The sequence below is a fragment of the Streptomyces sp. NPDC039465 genome (assembly GCF_055639315.1).
The window spans coordinates 84,883-102,028 of record NZ_JBVKAP010000010.1 but is presented as its reverse complement, the minus strand read 5'-3'; the positions used below and the strand labels follow the sequence as shown (position 1 = coordinate 102,028).

The 17,146-nt window shown below is 71.8% G+C and carries 13 protein-coding genes and 2 tRNA genes; 5 read left to right on the top strand and 10 right to left on the bottom strand.

The window, feature by feature from the left end; translation table 11 throughout:
- Window positions 1–108 precede the first annotated feature (108 nt).
- The 4 genes from ACZ7LT_RS28390 to pgsA form a co-directional block, all read right to left on the bottom strand.
- A complete protein-coding gene (locus ACZ7LT_RS28390) occupies window positions 109–648 on the bottom strand; it encodes a hypothetical protein (protein ID WP_471238957.1) in 540 nt (179 codons plus the stop codon).
- Between the two features lie 208 nt (window positions 649–856).
- Entirely contained in the window at window positions 857–2,017 is a 1,161-nt protein-coding gene (locus ACZ7LT_RS28385; RefSeq protein ID WP_471238956.1) for a glycosyltransferase family 4 protein, read from the bottom strand.
- Window positions 2,014–2,940, bottom strand: coding sequence for a phosphatidylinositol mannoside acyltransferase (locus ACZ7LT_RS28380; protein ID WP_471238955.1), 927 nt, complete (start codon window positions 2,938–2,940; stop codon window positions 2,014–2,016). The genes ACZ7LT_RS28385 and ACZ7LT_RS28380 overlap by 4 nt, the downstream gene beginning before the upstream one ends.
- Window positions 2,937–3,599 (bottom strand): phosphatidylinositol phosphate synthase, encoded by a 663-nt coding sequence (gene pgsA, locus ACZ7LT_RS28375; protein WP_471238954.1) that lies wholly within the window; start codon window positions 3,597–3,599, stop codon window positions 2,937–2,939. Before pgsA ends, ACZ7LT_RS28380 begins: the two co-directional genes overlap by 4 nt.
- 342 nt (window positions 3,600–3,941) lie before the next feature.
- Between pgsA and ACZ7LT_RS28370 the strand changes: the two genes are divergently transcribed.
- The gene (locus ACZ7LT_RS28370; RefSeq protein WP_471238953.1) at window positions 3,942–6,149 is read left to right on the top strand and encodes an elongation factor G-like protein EF-G2; all 2,208 of its coding nucleotides are present in this window, start codon (window positions 3,942–3,944) and stop codon (window positions 6,147–6,149) included.
- 186 nt (window positions 6,150–6,335) lie between these two features.
- Window positions 6,336–7,994, top strand: coding sequence for a hypothetical protein (locus ACZ7LT_RS28365; RefSeq protein ID WP_471238952.1), 1,659 nt, complete (start codon window positions 6,336–6,338; stop codon window positions 7,992–7,994).
- A gap of 57 nt (window positions 7,995–8,051) precedes the next feature.
- Here ACZ7LT_RS28365 and ACZ7LT_RS28360 read toward each other — a convergent pair whose 3' ends face one another.
- On the bottom strand, window positions 8,052–8,612 hold the full coding sequence (locus ACZ7LT_RS28360; RefSeq protein WP_471238951.1) for an HIT family protein: 561 nt from the start codon (window positions 8,610–8,612) through the stop codon (window positions 8,052–8,054).
- A 77-nt stretch (window positions 8,613–8,689) separates the two neighbouring features.
- Here ACZ7LT_RS28360 and ACZ7LT_RS28355 point away from each other — a divergent pair, with 77 nt between their 5' ends.
- Complete coding sequence (locus ACZ7LT_RS28355; protein ID WP_471238950.1) at window positions 8,690–9,340, top strand: potassium channel family protein; 651 nt, start codon at window positions 8,690–8,692, stop codon at window positions 9,338–9,340.
- A 100-nt stretch (window positions 9,341–9,440) separates the two neighbouring features.
- Here the strand turns inward: ACZ7LT_RS28355 and thrS are convergent, their stop codons facing one another.
- From thrS to ACZ7LT_RS28340, 3 genes are all read right to left on the bottom strand, one after another.
- Entirely contained in the window at window positions 9,441–11,417 is a 1,977-nt protein-coding gene (gene thrS, locus ACZ7LT_RS28350; protein WP_471238949.1) for a threonine--tRNA ligase, read from the bottom strand.
- A 124-nt stretch (window positions 11,418–11,541) separates the two neighbouring features.
- Window positions 11,542–12,786: a hypothetical protein gene (locus ACZ7LT_RS28345; RefSeq protein ID WP_471238948.1), complete on the bottom strand. Its 1,245-nt coding sequence runs from the start codon at window positions 12,784–12,786 to the stop codon at window positions 11,542–11,544.
- The gene (locus ACZ7LT_RS28340; protein WP_471238947.1) at window positions 12,786–13,355 is read right to left on the bottom strand and encodes a DUF4365 domain-containing protein; all 570 of its coding nucleotides are present in this window, start codon (window positions 13,353–13,355) and stop codon (window positions 12,786–12,788) included. Before ACZ7LT_RS28340 ends, ACZ7LT_RS28345 begins: the two co-directional genes overlap by 1 nt.
- A 173-nt stretch (window positions 13,356–13,528) precedes the next feature.
- On the opposite strand from ACZ7LT_RS28340, the gene ACZ7LT_RS28335 reads away from it, so the two are divergent.
- Window positions 13,529–14,257 (top strand): exonuclease domain-containing protein, encoded by a 729-nt coding sequence (locus ACZ7LT_RS28335; protein WP_471238946.1) that lies wholly within the window; start codon window positions 13,529–13,531, stop codon window positions 14,255–14,257.
- Between the two features lie 73 nt (window positions 14,258–14,330).
- Here ACZ7LT_RS28335 and ACZ7LT_RS28330 read toward each other — a convergent pair.
- Window positions 14,331–14,402, bottom strand: a tRNA-Val gene (locus ACZ7LT_RS28330).
- A 130-nt stretch (window positions 14,403–14,532) separates the two neighbouring features.
- Here ACZ7LT_RS28330 and ACZ7LT_RS28325 point away from each other — a divergent pair.
- Window positions 14,533–16,935, top strand: coding sequence for an SCO7613 C-terminal domain-containing membrane protein (locus ACZ7LT_RS28325; protein ID WP_471238945.1), 2,403 nt, complete (start codon window positions 14,533–14,535; stop codon window positions 16,933–16,935).
- A 99-nt stretch (window positions 16,936–17,034) separates the two neighbouring features.
- Here the strand turns inward: ACZ7LT_RS28325 and ACZ7LT_RS28320 are convergent.
- Window positions 17,035–17,106 (bottom strand) — tRNA-Val (locus ACZ7LT_RS28320).
- Window positions 17,107–17,146 lie beyond the last annotated feature (40 nt).

Below are 17,146 nucleotides of genomic sequence, written 5' to 3'. Positions count from 1 at the left end.
CTCAAGGCCACAGCAAGGGCCAATAGAGAGGCGGTGGCTCGTTTTCCGAGGTCAGGGCAGTGCGCCGGCTTCGAATGAGGGGGCTCTCAGGGGGTGCGGCGGTCCAGGTCAGGGGCGGTCCGCCAGCGCCACGGGCGGCTCGTCGTCCATCTCGAAAGCCAGCGGGAACGGGGCGTGCCCCGCCAGCCGGAACCAGCGCACCTTCCGGTGGCGGCGCAGGGCACGAGCCGCGCGGACGGCGTCGTTGTGGAAACGGCGAGCCATCGGCACACGGCGCACCGCCGCCGCCAGCTCCCCCGCCGCCTCCTCGCCGCCCGGAGCCTGCCGCACCACATCGACCTGTTCCGGCTCCCCGAAAACCGCGCGCAACGCCTGGCTGAGCTCACTCTCCGCGACCTCCCGCTGCTCCTCCTCCGCCTGCCGGGCAGCATGCGCGGCCTGGTACAGCACGATCGAGGCAGCCGGATCCAGGACACCGGAAGTCGCCAACTCCTGAGTGACCGAAGCGCGCCGCACGAGCTGCGCGTCCAAGGCCGCGCGGGCCGCGTCGATCCGCGTATGCAGCCGGTCGAGCCGCCCGGCGGTCCAGCTCAAATACAGGCCGATCGCGATAAGCCCGACGACGATCCAGATCAGTGTTGCGGTCACGGGCGCCCAGGCTACCGGCTGTTTTTGGGGGCTCGGTTCGCCTCCGGGGCGCCAACGCCCACCCCGACCGCCTGGCGAGTGAGCCGAAGGGCGCGCGGGTGCCGAAAGAGAGAACGCGCGCAGGCCCCCGAGGAACGAGGGGGCCGAGCACAATCGACCGTCCTCCGCACGCTAAAAGCGCCCGGAGGAGAACCGAGCCCTAAAAAAATCAGTCGCGGGCCAGGCCGAATCTCGCCATCAGGCCCGTGCGTTCGTCCGTCGCCACCGAAGCCGCGCCGTCCGTCACCGTCTCGTACACCGCCAGGATGTCCGCGCCCACCGTCGACCAGTCGAAGCGGCGCACATGCGCGCTGCCCCGGGCCCGGAGCTCCTCGCGGCGGGGCTCGTCCGCCAGCAGCCGCAGGGCGGTCTTGGCCAGCGCGTCCGCGTCCTCGTTGGCGAAGAGCTCCCCCGCGCCACCCTGGTCCAGGACCTGGGCGAAGGCGTCGAGGTCGCTGGCGAGGACCGGGGCCCCCGCCGAGAGGGCCTCCACGAGGATGATGCCGAAGCTCTCGCCGCCGGTGTTGGGCGCCACGTACACATCGACGCTGCTCAGCAGCCGCGCCTTGTCCTCGTCGCTGACCATGCCGAGGAACTCGACCTGTCGGCGCATCTCCGGCGACAGGCAGGCCACCGCCTCCTCCTCGTCGCCGCGGCCCGCGACCAGGAGCCGCGCGTCGGGCCGCTCGGCGAGGATCTTGGGCAGCGCCTTCATCAGGACCGGCAGGCCCTTGCGCGGCTCGTCGATACGCCCGACGAAGCCCAGCGTGCCGCCCTGCCACTCCGCCTTCGGCTCGGCCTTGGCGAAGAAGTCGACGTCGACGCCGTTCGGGATGACGACCGCGTCGCCGCCAAGATGCTCCACCAGCGTCCTGCGCGCGTACTCGCTCACCGCGATCCGCGCGCTGATCTTCTCCAGCGCGGGCTGGAGGATCGGATAGGCGGCGATCATCGCGCGCGAGCGCGGGTTGGAGGTGTGGAAGGTCGCCACGATCGGCCCCTGCGCCGCCCAGCAGGTGAGCAGCCCCAGGGACGGCGAGGTCGGCTCGTGGATGTGGATGACGTCGAAGGTGCCGTCGTGCAGCCAGCGCCGCACCCGCGCGGCCGACAGGAAGCCGAAGTTGAGCCGGGCCACCGAGCCGTTGTACGGGACGGGCACGGCCCGGCCCGCCGAGACGACGTACGGCGGCAGCGGGGTCTCGTCGTCGGCGGGGGCGAGAACCGAGACGGTGTGGCCGAGCCGGATCAGATGCTCGGCGAGGTCCCGGATGTGGAACTGGACGCCGCCGGGCACGTCCCAGGAGTACGGGCAGACGATGCCGATCTTCATGGGCGCGGCTCCCCGGGCGGCGCGGGGCGCTCCTCGAGGTCGGCGAGCCACAGCCGCTGGAGCATGTGCCAGTCCTCCGGGTGTCCGGCGATGCCGGTGCCGAAGGCGTCGGCCAGCGCCTGTGTCATGGAGGACGTCTTCTCCGCCCTGTCGCCTGTTTCGGGTACCTCGATCGGCGGATGGATCCGCCCCTTCATCACCGGCGTGTCGTCGTACCAGAGAGTCACCGGCAGCAGCAGCGCGCCGGTCTGCTGGGCGAGTATCGCCGGCCCCGCGGGCATGCGCGCGGTCTCGCCGAAGAACTTCACCTCCACACCGGACGCGGACAGGTCCCGGTCGGCCACCAGGCAGACCAGTCCCCCGGCCCGCAGCCGCCGCGCGAGGGTCCCGAAGGCGGAGCCGCCGGCGTGCGGTAGCACCTCCATCCCCAGCGATTCGCGGTAGGCGACGAAGCGGTCGTACAGCGTCTCCGGCTTGAGCCGCTCGGCGACGGTGGTGAACGGCACGCCCAGGCAGCGGGTCACCCACACCCCGGCGAGATCCCAGTTGGCCAGGTGCGGCAGCGCGAGTATGACGCCCTTGCCGGCGGCCAGGCCGTCCGTGAGGTGGTGGACGTCCTTCACGTCGAAGCCGTCCGAGACCCGCTCCTTGCTCCAGGTCGGCAGCCGGAAGGACTCCATCCAGTAGCGCATGTACGAGCGCATGCCGGCCTTGGAGAGCTCGGCCAGGCGCTCGGAAGTGGCGTCGGGCACCACGCGCGCGAGGTTGGACTCCAGCCGCAGGACGCTCTTGCCGCGGCGGCTCCAGGCCAGGTCGGCAATGCGGCGGCCGAGCCCGGCCGCGACCGGCTCCGGGAGCTTCTTCACGGTGGCCCAGCCCAGTCCGTACAGGCTGTCGGTGAGCCTGTCCTTCACACCGCTCACGATGTCGCCTCCCGTCCGTGCGCGGCGGCCGCGTCGGCCTCGGCCGATTCGCGCCGTACCGTCACCACCCGCTGCCCCAGGGTCACCGCCGAGCCCACGGCCACGATCCACAGGGCGATCGGGAGCAGGATGTCGATGCCCGGCACACCGAACCCGTGCAGACCGGCCAGACCGGCCGCGACCAGCGAGATCACCAGCCGCTCGGCGCGCTCCACCAGGCCGTTGACGGCCACCGGCAGGCCGATGGCCTCACCGCGCGCCTTGGTGTACGAGACCACCTGGCCGCTCGCCAGGCAGAAGATCGACACGGCGCACAGGACGTTGTCGTTCCCGCCGCCCGCGTACCAGAGCGCGAAGCCACCGAAGATCGCCCCGTCGGCGACCCGGTCGAGGGTCGAGTCGAGGAACGCGCCCCACCGGCTGGAGATACCCGCCTGGCGGGCCATGTTGCCGTCGATCAGGTCCGAGAAGACGAACAGCGTGATGACGATCGTGCCCCAGAAGAACTCTCCCCGGGGGAAGAAGACCAGCGCACCCGCCATCACCCCGGCCGTGCCGACGAGCGTGACCGCGTCGGGGCTCACTCCCCGGCGGAGCAGAAACGCGGCGAACGGCGTGAGGACACGCGTGAAAAAGGCACGCGCGTACTTGTTCAGCATGGCCTTCCCGAGGGGTCGGTGGGCCGCGCGGCCCCTATGGCCACCGGCTGGCCCATCGTAGCCAGGACGGTACCGGGGGCACGCCGCGCACCCGGCCCGTCGCGTCGCGCCCCCCGCGAGCCCGCCGCGCGCCGGTCGCCGGGCCCTCCCGGCCCACCCGCCGGGGCCGTCGCGCTCCGGCCGTCGTCTCCGGCGAGCGCCGTCGGCGCCGTACGACGTATGGACGCAGCGTGACGGCAGTGCAAAGCTCGAAAGACCACCGCGGGCATCGCCGGAGCCTCCCGTCGCGGCTCCCCGCCCGCGCCCCCACCTCACCGTGCAAGCGATCGGGAGGCATGAATCATGGGCGACAAGGCGAACACCCACCCCGGGGCCGCCGGCAGGGCTACAGCGGCCGACCAGCCCTCGGAGGTACGCAACGTGGTGCTGGTCGGCCACAGCGGATCGGGCAAGACCACCCTCGTCGAGGCACTGGCCCTGACCGCCGGCGCGGTCAACCGGGCCGGGCGGGTCGAGGACGGCGGCACGGTCTCCGACTACGACGAGATCGAGCACCGCCAGCAACGCTCCGTACAGCTCTCCCTCGTCCCGGTGGAATGGGGCGGGTACAAGATCAACCTCCTCGACACCCCCGGGTACGCCGACTTCGTCGGGGAGCTGAGGGCCGGTCTGCGGGCTGCGGACGCGGCCCTCTTCGTCGTTTCCGCCGCACAGGAGGCCGATGCCGTCGCGGGCGCCACCCGCATGGTGTGGGAGGAGTGCGCGGCCGTCGGCATGCCCCGCGCCATCGTCGTCACCCACCTGGACACCGCGCGCACCAGCTTCGACGAGCTCACCAAGGTGTGCGGACAGATCTTCGGCGGCGACGACCCCGACGCCGTACTCCCGCTCTACCTGCCGGTCCACGGCGCCGAAGCACCCGACGGGCACGCGCCCGCCACCGGCCTGGTCGGACTGCTCACCCGCAAGATCTTCGACTACTCCTCCGGCTCGCGGCTGGAGAATCCGCCTGACACCGGGCAGGAGGAGCTCATCCAGGAGGCCCGCAACCGGCTCATCGAGGGGATCATCGCCGAGAGCGAGGACGAATCCCTCATGGACCGCTACCTCGGCGGCGAGGAGATCGACCTCAAGACGCTCGTCGACGACCTGGAGAAGGCCGTCGCCCGGGGCGTCTTCCATCCCGTGCTCGCCGCCGCGCCCGCCTCGGACGGCGGCAAGGAGGGCCTCGGCACGGTCGAACTGCTCGAACTGATCACCGGCGGCTTCCCGACCCCACTGGAGCGGGAGGTGCCCACCGTCACCACCCCCGACGGCAAACCCCGCCCCCGGGTCGTGTGCGACCCGGACGGCCCGCTGGTCGCCGAGGTCGTCAAGACCGCGTCCGACCCCTACGTCGGCCGGCTCTCGCTGGTACGGGTCTTCTCCGGCACCCTGCGCCCCGACGAGACCGTCCACGTCTCCGGCCACGGCCTGGAGGACCGCGGCCATGAGGACCACGACGTCGAGGAACGCATCGGCGGGCTGTCGGTCCCCTTCGGCAAGCATCAGCGCGGGCTCAACCGGTGCATCGCCGGCGACCTCGCCTGCGTGTCCAAACTCGCCCGCGCGGAGACCGGCGACACCCTGTCCGGCAAGGACGATCCGCTGCTCATGGAGCCCTGGTCCATGCCCGACCCGCTCCTGCCGCTCGCCATCCAGGCACACAGCAAGGCCGACGAGGACAAGCTCTCCCAGGGCCTCGCGCGGCTCGTCGCCGAGGACCCGACCCTGCGGCTCGAACAGAACCAGGACACCCACCAGGTCGTGCTCTGGTGCCTGGGCGAGGCCCAGATGGACGTGGCCCTGGAACGGCTGCGCAGCCGCTACGGCGTCCAGGTCGACGTCGTCCCGCACAAGGTCTCCCTACGGGAGACGTTCGCCACGCCGGCGGCCGGCCGCGGGCGGCACGTGAAACAGTCCGGCGGGCACGGCCAGTTCGCGATCTGCGAGATCCAGGTGGAGCCGCTGCCGGCGGGCTCCGGGATCGAGTTCGTCGACAAGGTCGTCGGCGGCGCGGTCCCCCGCCAGTTCATCCCGTCCGTCGAGAAGGGCGTACGCGCCCAGGCGGCGCGCGGCGTCGCCGCCGGATACCCGCTGGTCGACGTGCGCGTGACGCTGCTGGACGGCAAGGCGCACTCGGTGGACTCCTCCGACGCCGCCTTCCAGACGGCCGGCGCGCTGGCGCTGCGCGAGGCCGCCGCCGATGCGCGGATCGACCTGCTGGAGCCGGTCGCCGAGGTCGAGGTGCTCGTGCCGGACGGTTACGTCGGCGCGGTGATGAGCGATCTGTCCGGACGGCGCGGCCGAGTCGTCGGCACCGAACAGGCGGGCCCGGGACGAACGCTCGTACGGGCCGAGGTACCGGAGATCGAGATCGGCCGGTACGCGGTGGACCTGCGGTCCATCTCGCACGGCACGGGCCGCTTCGACCGCTCGTACGCCCGGCACGAGGCCATGCCACCGCAGCTCGCGGACAAGATCCGCGAACAGGCGGAAAAGGGAACATAGTTCAGCCCGGCCGACCCTGCCGCCCACCCCAACTCCACACGGGTGGGCGGCATTCGGCCGCCCTTGTCCGGTCGCCTGACGCGCACACCGCGTGGCGGATACGCTGGGGTGCCCCAGCTCAGAAGGTGTGCGGGGCACGCGGGTTGGGAACAGGCCGCAGAGCGGAGACACGCGCGGCACGCGGCGATGGGGGCGGAGTTGAGTTTCGACGGAGGTTTCGGTCCCGGGGCACAGATCCCCCTCCAGGGGTCGGACGGACAGACGGCGGCGACACATGCGCTCGCCTCCGCCGCGTACCGCGACGGCCCGGTGGACAAGATCCTGGAAGCCAACAACGAATGGCATGAATCCGCGGTCAAGAAGGGCAAGTTCAGCCTCTTCGAACCCGACCTGGGCGAGGCGTTCTCCCGGGCCGTGCAAGTCCGGCTCCTCGGCGGCGCCCGCAAGGCGCTGATCCAGTCGTTCGGCACCGAACCCCAGCCGGTCGTCGAGCACTGCCTCGCAGCCACCCGGATCCGCAAACAGCGCGACATCCGGCTCACCCTCGTCACCTTCTTCTTCGGCGTCCTCTTCCTGCCCGGGCTGCTGCTGTGGCTCGGCGTCTTCCAGCTGCGCCGCACCATCGCCGGCGCCTCCGACAAGAAGGCCGGCGCCCTGGGCACCGCCCTGCTCGCCGGCGTCGGCATCCTCGCCGTGCTCATGATGGTCGCCCTGCCCTTCACCGGCTTCCTCTCGCTCTACCTGCGCGCGATGATCATCGCCCCGGCGCTCGGCTGGTTCCTCGCCAAACGCATCTGCGAGAGCACCGCCAAGGACCTGCGGGCCCGCTGGGACTCCCTGCTCAGCGGCGGCGGCATCGGCGCCAAGATCCCCGAGGCGGTCCCCCAGGACCCCAGCGAGAGCGCCGCCGAGGAGCTCCGTCAAGCCCTGGAGAAGCTCACCGCCGAGCAGCAGTCCAACATCGTCTTCTACGCGGGCGCCAAGGGAATACTGGGCATGGGCACCCGCTGGGGCAGCTGGACACTGGCCGAGGAGCTCGTCCCCAAGGAAGGCAGGGAGATCCACGACTTCCGCGCCTGGGACGTCGTACGCCCCATCCACGACCAGCTGAAAATGCTGGAACGCGGCTCACTGAAGACCGGCTTCCCCAAGCCGACGGTGAAGCACTGGATCGTCTCCCCCGTCGGCGAGGGCGCCAAGGAGGTCGCCCGCCCGGAGGGCGAGAACATCGTCACCTTCCAGGTGAAGCCCCACGAAATACAGCGCATCTGCAACGACCAGCAGTTCGGCAGCGGCAACCGCCACTACCTCGGCGTGCAGTTCACCCTCTGGGACGGCCAGCTGGTCCTCACCATGATGATCACGGTGACCTCACTGCTGCACACCCTGCGCATCGAGGTCACAGGACATGCACTGGGCCCGGTCCACGGCCTCTTCACCACCAAACCGGCCCCCAAGACCAAGGAAGTCTCCAAGACCGTCCGGTTCTGGGAGACCAAGGAAATCCCCCTGCCGCTCGTGGAGACCAACGAGGTCGTCCGCCAGGCCGTCCGCGCGCCCCTGACGTGGTTCCCGCCGATCCTCGACTTCCTCGGCGGCAAACTCGTCCTGCCGGAGCCGTTCGGCCTGCGGCACGCCTGGGCCGCCAAGCCCTGGGGCAACCGCTTCATGGCCGACGACGTGATCCGCGCGGCCACCCCCGTGATGCGCGCGGTCCACGCCGCCACCATCAAGGTCCTCGACGAGCACGGCGTGGACACCGAACGCTTCACCAACCGCTCGCTGGTCCTCAGCGGCATGGTCCAGGAACCGATGCCCAAGAAGGCCGACCTCTACGACGCATAGCCCGCAGCAACAGGGCCCAGCCGCCGGAGGCAGGGCCCAGCCGCCGGAACGCGGACGTCAGGCCGCAGGCCAGGCGTCCGCCAGCATCTTGCGGGTGTCCGCGAGCAGCTGCGGCAGCACCTTGGTGTGACCGACCACCGGCATGAAATTGGTGTCGCCACCCCAGCGCGGCACGACGTGCTGGTGCAAGTGGGCGGCGATACCCGCCCCGGCGACCCCGCCCTGGTTCATGCCGATGTTGAAACCATGGGCCCCCGAAGCCGCCCGCAGCGCCGTCATCGCATGCTTGGTGAACGCCGCCAGCTCCACCGTCTCCGCGTCGTCCAGCTCCGTGTAGTCGGCGACATGGCGGTACGGCACGACCATCAGATGGCCGCCGTTGTACGGGTACAGATTCAGCACGGCGTACACCTTCTCGCCGCGGGCGATCACCAGCCCGTCCTCGTCGGACTTCGCCGGAATCGAGCAGAACGGACAGCCGTCGTCGGCCCCCGGGCCGGTCGGCTTGTTCTCGCCCTGGATGTACGCCATCCGGTGAGGCGTCCACAGGCGCTGGAACGCATCCTGCGTCCCCACTCCGATCTGCTGCTCCGGCTCAATCGTCATGCTGTGCAGCATATGGCTTCGCCCGTTCGGAGCGTGCTGCCGGGGCGTCGATCATGTGCGGGCGTGGCCGGTGAGGGGATGCTGAGCCGGTGACCGAGAGCCAAGAACGCTGGGAGCACCACACCGAGACCCCGCTCGCCGTCGCCTCGCTCCTCTTCCTCGCCGGCTACGCGGTACGAGTCCTCGCCCCCGGTCTCCCCGACGCCTGGCGGCTCCTCAGCGTCGCCGTCATGATCGCCACCTGGGCCCTCTTCGCCCTCGACTACGCCGTACGGCTCCGCCTCAGCGGCCAGGGACTCCGCTTCGTACGCAGCCACTGGCTGGACACGCTGGTACTGATCCTCCCCCTCCTGCGGCCCCTGCGGGTCGTCCGCCTGTACGAGACCATCCAGCGCCGCCGCGCACGGCCCCGGCTCAGCCTCTACGCGCGCGTGATCGTGTACGCGGGCCTCACGGTGGGCCTGCTCGGCTTCGCGGGGGCGCTGACCGTCTACCACGTGGAGCACGGCGCTCCGGGGGCGTCGATCCAGAGCTTCGGCGACGCGGTCTGGTGGGCGTGCGCGACGCTGGCGACGGTGGGGTACGGGGATGTGACGCCGGTGACCACGGTCGGGCGGATCACGGCGGTGGGAATGATGGCGTGCGGACTGGGGCTGCTGGGCGCGGTGACGGGCTCGTTCTCGTCCTGGCTGATCCAGACGTTCACGCGGGAGGACGAGCGAAGGCCCCCGGGAAGCTGAGCTTCCCGGGGGCCGAGTCCCGCGTGTGCGGGGAGCACACTTCGTCAGACCCGACGTACTTCTTAGGGTCGGGACCACCCCCGCTCATGCGGGGAACACGTCACACCTGGACGCGCTTCTCAACCACCTCAACGAGCTTCGCCAGCGCCTGGTCACGGGGAATCCCGTTCTCCTGCGAGCCGTCGCGGTAGCGGAAGGAGACCGTGCCGGCGGACATGTCCTCGTCACCGACGATGATCATGAACGGCACCTTGAGCTTCTGGTGGGTGCGGATCTTCTTCTGCATGCGGTCCGAGGACGCGTCGACCTCGACCCGCAGCCCCTTCCGCTTCGCCTCCGCCGCGAATTCCTGGAGGTACTCGACGTGCGCGTCACCGATCGGGATGCCGACCGCCTGGACCGGGGCCAGCCACGGCGGCATCGCGCCCGCGTAGTGCTCCAGCAGGACGGCGAAGAACCGCTCGATGGAGCCGAAGAGCGCACGGTGGATCATCACCGGCCGCTGGCGGGAGCCGTCCGCCGAGGTGTACTCGAGGTCGAACCTCTCCGGGAGGTTGAAGTCGAGCTGCACGGTCGACATCTGCCAGGTCCGACCGATGGCGTCCCGCGCCTGCACGGAGATCTTCGGGCCGTAGAAGGCCGCGCCACCCGGGTCCGGGGTCAGCGGGAGGCCCTGCTTCTCGGCGACCTGCTGGAGGACCGCGGTGGCCTCCTCCCATGCCTCGTCCGAGCCGACGAACTTCGTCTCGTCCTTGGTCGACAGCTCCAGGTAGAAGTCGGTCAAACCGTAGTCGCGCAGCAGGTTCAGGACGAAGGTGAGGGTCCTGTCCAGCTCCTCCGCCATCTGCTCGCGGGTGCAGTAGATGTGCGCGTCGTCCTGGGTGAAGCCGCGGGCGCGGGTCAGGCCGTGCACGACGCCCGACTTCTCGTACCGGTACACCGTGCCGAACTCGAACAGTCGCAGCGGCAGCTCACGGTAGGACCGGCCACGCGCGTCGAAGATCAGGTTGTGCATCGGGCAGTTCATGGGCTTGAGGTAGTAGTCCGTACCACCGTCGAGCTGCATGGGGGGGTACATGCCCTCGGCGTACCAGTCCAGGTGGCCGCTCTTCTCGAAGAGGGCGCCCTTGGTGGCGTGCGGCGAGTAGACGAACTCGTAGCCCTCCTCCTCGTGCTTCTTGCGCGAGTAGTCCTCCATGACCCGGCGGATGATGCCGCCGCGCGGGTGGAAGACCGCGAGGCCGGAGCCGATCTCGTCCGGGATGGAGAAAAGGTCCAGCTCAGTACCCAGACGCCGGTGGTCGCGCTTCTCGGCCTCGGCGAGGAAGTCGAGGTGGGCCTTCAGCTCCTCCTTCGACGGCCAGGCGGTGCCGTAGATGCGCTGGAGCATGGGATTCTTCTCGCTGCCCCGCCAGTAGGCGGCCGCGTTCCGCATCAGCTTGAACGCCGGGATGTTCCGGGTGGTCGGCAGGTGCGGGCCCCGGCAGAGGTCTTTCCAGCACAGCTCGCCGGTCTTCGCGTCCAGGTTGTCGTAGATGGTCAGCTCGGCGCCGCCCACCTCGACGTTCGCGCCGTCGTCGGTCGACGCGCCGCCCTTGATGCCGATGAGCTCCAGCTTGTACGGCTCGTCGGCGAGCTCCTCGCGGGCGGCCTCGTCGGTGACGACACGGCGCGAGAAGCGCTGGCCGCGCTTCTGGATCTCCTGCATCTTCTTCTCGATGGCCTTGAGATCCTCGGGGGTGAACGGCTTTGCGACGTCGAAGTCGTAGTAGAAGCCGTCCCGGACCGGCGGGCCGATGCCGAGCTTGGCTTCGGGGAAGAGTTCCTGCACGGCCTGGGCCATGACGTGCGCGGTGGAGTGGCGCAGGATGTTGAGACCGTCCTCGGAGGAGATCTCGACGGGTTCGACGACGTCACCCTCGGCGAGGGCGTAGGCCAGGTCCTTCAGCTCGCCGCCGACGCGGGCGGCGACGACGGTCCGGTCGTCGGCGAACAGGGCGCCGGCCGTGGTGCCCGCGCTCACCGCCCGTTCCTCGGTTCCTGAGGCGGACTGGACGGTCACACGGACATCAGACACGGGTGCTCCATACATAGGGGCGCGGCAGACACGAGGTGCCGGCGCCGGTGGTGCGCGGCAGAGACGAGGTGCCGCGTCGCCGTTGATCGTACCGAGCATCCGTGCCCGACCGCGAAACAGCGGGTCAGTCGTCGTTGCCGCAGGCCTCCTCGAAGAAGTCCAGATTCTCCTGGAGCGACTTCAGCAGCCGGTCCCGCTCGGCCTCGTCGACCTGTACGGGCACGACCCCGGAGGCGTCCGTGAGCCGCCGGAAGCCGCCCCGGCTCTCCAGTCGGCCCACGACCCGGATCGGCAGTCCGAGCAGATGGGCGTGGCCGGCTGTGCGGTACGACTCCTCGTCGAGGGCGACCCGCACGTGCGGGACCTCCGCCCCGCCGAGCACGCGGAGCCGTACGGTGCCCTCGCCGCCCGGGCCTGACCTGCGCATACGGACCACCGTGCCGGTGATCCGGACGGGGATGGAGGGCTCGTCGGAGAGGTAGCGGCTGCCCGCCTCGCGCAGGGCGGGCAGGTCGCCGGGGGAGAACTCCACGGGCTCGGGCCGCGCGGCGCAGCCTTCGGGGACTCCGGCGGCCGGGGCCCACTCCAGGGCGATCCTGGCGCCTTCGGCGCCCCGTACCAGCGCGATGAGCGCCTCGGTCAGTTCGCGGCTCACCCCGGCCTCGACGGCGGCGTCGAACGCCTCCATGCCGCCGGTGGCGCGCTGGTAGTCGGCGGCCTCCCGGGCCGCGTACAGCGCGTGGTAGAGCCGGACGGCGATCGAGCGGCCGGGGTCGACGGGGACGAACGCGGTCAGGCCGCGGCCTGCGGATCCGGCGGCGACGAGGACGCCTTCCAGTGAGGCCTGGGCCTGCCTGCGGTGGCGGGCGCCGTAGTAGCCGGCCCGGCCGCGTACGGCGAGTGCGCCGGCCAGGAGCAGCTGGCGGGCGGCGGACCTGAGCTGTTCCTGGACGGGCCAGGGCACCTCGCCGGAGGGGCCCTGGGGTGTGTCGCGCCACCAGCGGATCTCGTCGCTGGGGACGGTGAGGGAGACGAGGACTTCGCGCGCGGAGGGGGCGGCGCTGCGGGCGAGCGCGGTGAGGGCTTCGCCGACGAGGTCTTCGCAGTCGGGGAAGGCGCGGCTTTCGGGGACGAGGAGGCTCGTGCCGGTGCCGGGGCCGGGTGGGGTCCAGCGGGTGTAGCGGCCGGCCGCGCCGCCGCGTCGCCGCCAGCCGTGCCGGGCGAGCAGGGCGCCGAGTACGAGCGGGTCCACGCGGGCGGGGTCGGGTTCCTGGGCGCCGCCGTGCCAGGGGCCGGGCAGCGGGGGGCGGGGGCGGGCGTCGGCGGGCGGGAGCGGGCCGGTGGGTTGCTCGTCGATCGGGCGGTGCATCAGGGTCTCCCTCCCACCCCGACGCGGGCCATGATCTCGCACAGGGCCCGGTCGTCGAAGATCCGTGACGTCGGTATGCGCACGGTGGTGCGGCGTCTGCCTGTCACGGCGTGACCGGCCAGGTTGATCCAGTAGCAGCAGTGGCGCAGGTCGAGCCGGTCGTGGCTGGCCCGTAGCCATTCGTCCTGGGTCCGGGGCACGAGCATCACGACGAGGATCTTGTGCACCGAGACGGGGCTGCGGGCCAGCTTCACCAGGTGGTCGTTGTCGAGGGTGAAGGAGAACGCGGGCCCGGGTGGGTGCGGGGCGATCTGGTACGTGCATTTGAGCTGGACCTTGATGGTGACTTCGTCGTCGACGGTGTGGCCGGGAGCGCTGTGGCTCACGTGCCAGTCGATGCCGTTGTCCGGAAAGGGCTGTGCGAGCGAGCAGCCGGCGGCGGCCGCGACCGCGTGGAGGTAGCCCACCTGGAGGGTCTCCATGCAGGCGGTGGTGGCGAGCGCTCCGCGCAGCGGTACGGTCCGCTGCGGCAACAGCCCTCCTTGGGGTTCGGGCTGCGCGAGCGCCATGGGGCTCCCCGTACCTTCCGGGCCGTTCCGATCGGTTTTCCCCGAGACGGGGCGTCAACTCACGTCCCGTCATCTGTGTTGTCACCCCCTTGCGTACAGCGCAAACAGGCCGGGTATCACCGGTTCGGGCAGGGGCCGACGCCATCTGCCAGTCAGGTGCGAGGAGTTCGGCGATGACGCTGTGGTACGAGGGCCCCTTGGCCTCATTCGACACGGAAACCACGGGGATTGACATCGAGGAGGACCGGATAGTCTCGGCCGCCCTCGTCGTCCAGGATGCTGCGGGTGCGCGGCCGCGGGTGACTCGCTGGCTGGTGAATCCGGGGGTCCCGGTGCCGGCCGAGGCAACTGCGGTGCACGGCCTGACGGAGGATCATCTGCGGTGCAACGGGCGGTGGCCCGCGCCGGTGATGGAGGAGATAGGCCGGGCGCTGGCGGAGCAGTGTGCCGCGGGGCGGCCGATCGTGGTGATGAACGCGCCGTTCGACCTGACCATGCTGGACCGGGAGCTGCGGCGCCATCGGGCTTCATCGCTGGCGCGCTATCTGGAGAACGTGCCGCTGTGTGTCCTGGACCCGAGGGTTCTGGACAAGCATCTGGACCGGTATCGCAAGGGCCGGCGCACGCTGACCGACCTGTGTGCGCAGTACGGGGTGGAGCTGGAGGGGGCGCACGACGCGGCCGCCGATGCGACGGCGGCGATGGAGGTCGTACGGGCGGTGGCGCGGAGGTTCGCGGCCCGCCTGGAGCGGTTGTCCCCGGCGGAGCTGCACACATTGCAGGCGGTGTGGCATGCGGCGCAGGCGCGGGGGCTGCAGGCGTGGTTCGCGCGCAACGGTACGCCGGAGGCGGTCGACCCGGCCTGGCCGCTGCGGCCCGAACTTCCGGCGGCCGCCGCGTGATTCATGGTGCGGGTTCATGGCGCGGGTGGGTGCAAAAAGGGCCGGTCCGCGATGCGGACCGGCCCTTTCCCGGTGGGCGATACTGGGTTCGAACCAGTGACCTCTTCGGTGTGAACGAAGCGCTCTCCCACTGAGCTAATCGCCCGGGAACGGGTAGAACCATACAGGTCCCGGCGGGTTCCGTTCAAACTCACCCTGGCGGCATGTGAGTACTCAGCGAGGATCTGAGTATCCCCGCCCATGCCGGCGGGTGTGCCCTGAGCCACACTCCTGGCATGTCCACTGCCCTGCCGCCCGCCGAGGAGCTGGCGCTGGTCGACCGTGAGCTGGCTCAACTCGATGCCCGCCGGTCCCAGTTGCTCGCCCGCCGTGCCTGGCTGCTGCATGTCCTGCACCCGCCCGTCTCCGCCGCACCGAGGGCCTGGGGCCCGCGCGCCGAGGCTTCCCCGCCCAGCGTGCAAAACGTTCTGCTGACGCTCGGCGGGATCCTCCTGACGGTGGCGGCCGTCGCGTTCACCCTGGTCAGCTGGGGCCATCTGGGCATCGGCGGCCGCGCCGCCGTGCTGGCCGCCGTGACCGTCGCAGCGCTCGGCGCGCCCGCGCCGCTGCTGCGTCGCGGTCTGGTGTCGACGGCGGAGTCGGTGGCGGCGCTGGGACTGGTTCTGACGGTCCTGGACGCGTACGCGCTGTACCGGGTCGCGCTGCCGGGGTCCGACGCGGTCGGGTACACGGCGGCCGCGGCGGCCGTGCTGTGCGGGGTGTGGACGGCGTACGGGCTGATGCTGGGGCGGCTGAGGATTCCGCTGCCGGCCGCGGTGGCCGTGGCGGGGCTTCCCCTGCCGCTGTGGGCGCTGGCGGCGGACGCGGGCGGTCTGGTGCTCGGCTGGGCGGCGCTGGCGACGGCGGCCGGGATGGCAGTGGTGGCGGAGCGGGCAACGGGACGGATCGCGGTCCGGGTCGTCGCGCTGACGGTCGGGGGCGTGACGGGCGGCTGGGCGCTGCTGGCGGGGGCATGGTTCTCGGTGAGCGCCGGGTCCGTGGCGGCTGCCCTCACCCCGGGGGCGCTGCTGGTGGCCGCGGCGGCGGTGGCGCTGTACGCGACGTGGCGGACGCCCGCCGCTGCGACAGCCGGCGCCGCGGTGGCGGGCCTCACGGCGGTGGCCGCGGTGGGTGGCGTGCTCCGTGCTGCCGTCCCCTCGGACTGGGCGGTTCTGGCCTATCTGCTGTGCGGGGTGGCCCTCCTGGCGGCTCCGCGCCGGGTGAGGCAGGGCTTCACGGTCGCGTCGGGGACGGTCGCGGCCGCCTCGGTGGCGTGGGCGCTGCCGGCGGTGGCGGTGGCGCTGGCGGTCCCGCTGAGGACGCTGAACGGCATCTGGGAGGGCGCCCCTGCCCTTCCCCACACCGAGCCCACGGCCCCGCTGGTGCTGCTGACGGCCGCGGCGGCGCTGGCCTGGTTCCCGTACGCGTGGTCCCGCTGCACGGCGCTGGCCCTCGCCTGTGCGACGGCCCTGCTGCTGCCGACCGGTCCGAGCGTGACGTCGTTCCTCCTGACGACAGCGGCGGCCTTGACGGTCGCGGCCCGCCCCGGGCTGCTGACGAGGGGCCTGGGCGGGGGCGCCGCGCCGGCCGCTCCTCGGGGGCCCGTGGCCTCCGGTGCCCCGGCCGCGTCGGGTCCGGTGGCCGGTGACGCCGCCGCGCCGAGCCTCAGCGCCGAGCGGGCGCTCGCCCTCACCGCGCTCGGATGCGCTCTGGTGGCGGCCGTCGGCGGGGCTGTGCTGGCCCTGGGGACGCGGTCGGCGACGTTCGTCGCCCTGGGGGTGCTCTGCGCGCTGTTCGCGGTGGTGGCGGTGGCCGCTGCCGGTGCCGTACGGGCCGTGGCCGCCTGCTCGGCCGTCGTCGCCGCCACGGGGCTGGTGGCGGCGGGCGCCGCGGCCGCCGGGCTGCCGGTGCACCAGGCGGCGCTCGCGCTGCTCGCCGTGCCGGCCGCCACCGCGGCTCTGGGCGCCAGGCTGCGGCGGCACCCGGTCGCGCTGCCCGTGGAGGTCACCGGGGCGGCCGCCGGAGTGCTCGCGGTCGGGCTCGCCGTACAGCGTCCGGCTCACCTGGCGCTGGTGCTCGCGCTGGGCGGGGTCGTGGCCGGGGCGACGGCCGTACGGGAAGAGCGCCGGCCGGTCGCCGGATGGATCGCGGGCGGGCTCTTCCTGCTGGCGACCTGGGTGCGGCTGGGCTCCTGGGAGGTCTCGGCGCCGGAGGCGTACACCCTCCCGGTCACCGTCCCTGCCCTTGCCGTCGGGGTGCTGCGGCGCCGGCGGGACCCGCAGGTCTCGTCCTGGACGGCGTACGGCCCGGGCCTCGCGGCGACGCTCCTGCCGAGCCTCGCCGCGGCCTGGGGGGACGACCACTGGCTGCGTCCACTGCTCCTGGGGGCCGCCGCGCTGGTGGTCACCCTGGCCGGCGCCCGGCTGCGGCTCCAGGCTCCGCTGGTCCTCGGCGGGGTCGTCCTCGGCCTCGACGCCCTGCACGAGCTGGCGCCGTACGTGGTCCAGGCCGTCGGTGCGCTGCCCCGCTGGCTGCCGCCGCTGCTGGCCGGGCTGCTGCTGCTCGCCGTGGGGGCCACCTACGAGCAGCGGCTGCGGGACGCACGGCGGCTGCGCGACCGGCTCGGCCGGCTGCACTGAGCCCGGCCCTCAGAGGGTCGGTGCACTGAGCCCGACCCCTGAGGGGGCCGGGACACGACGAAGGCCCTGGAGGAGATCCTCCAGGGCCTTCGATCCGGGTGGGCGATACTGGGTTCGAACCAGTGACCTCTTCGGTGTGAACGAAGCGCTCTCCCACTGAGCTAATCGCCCGGGCGCACCGCAAACATTACCCCATGTCAGCGGGGCCTTT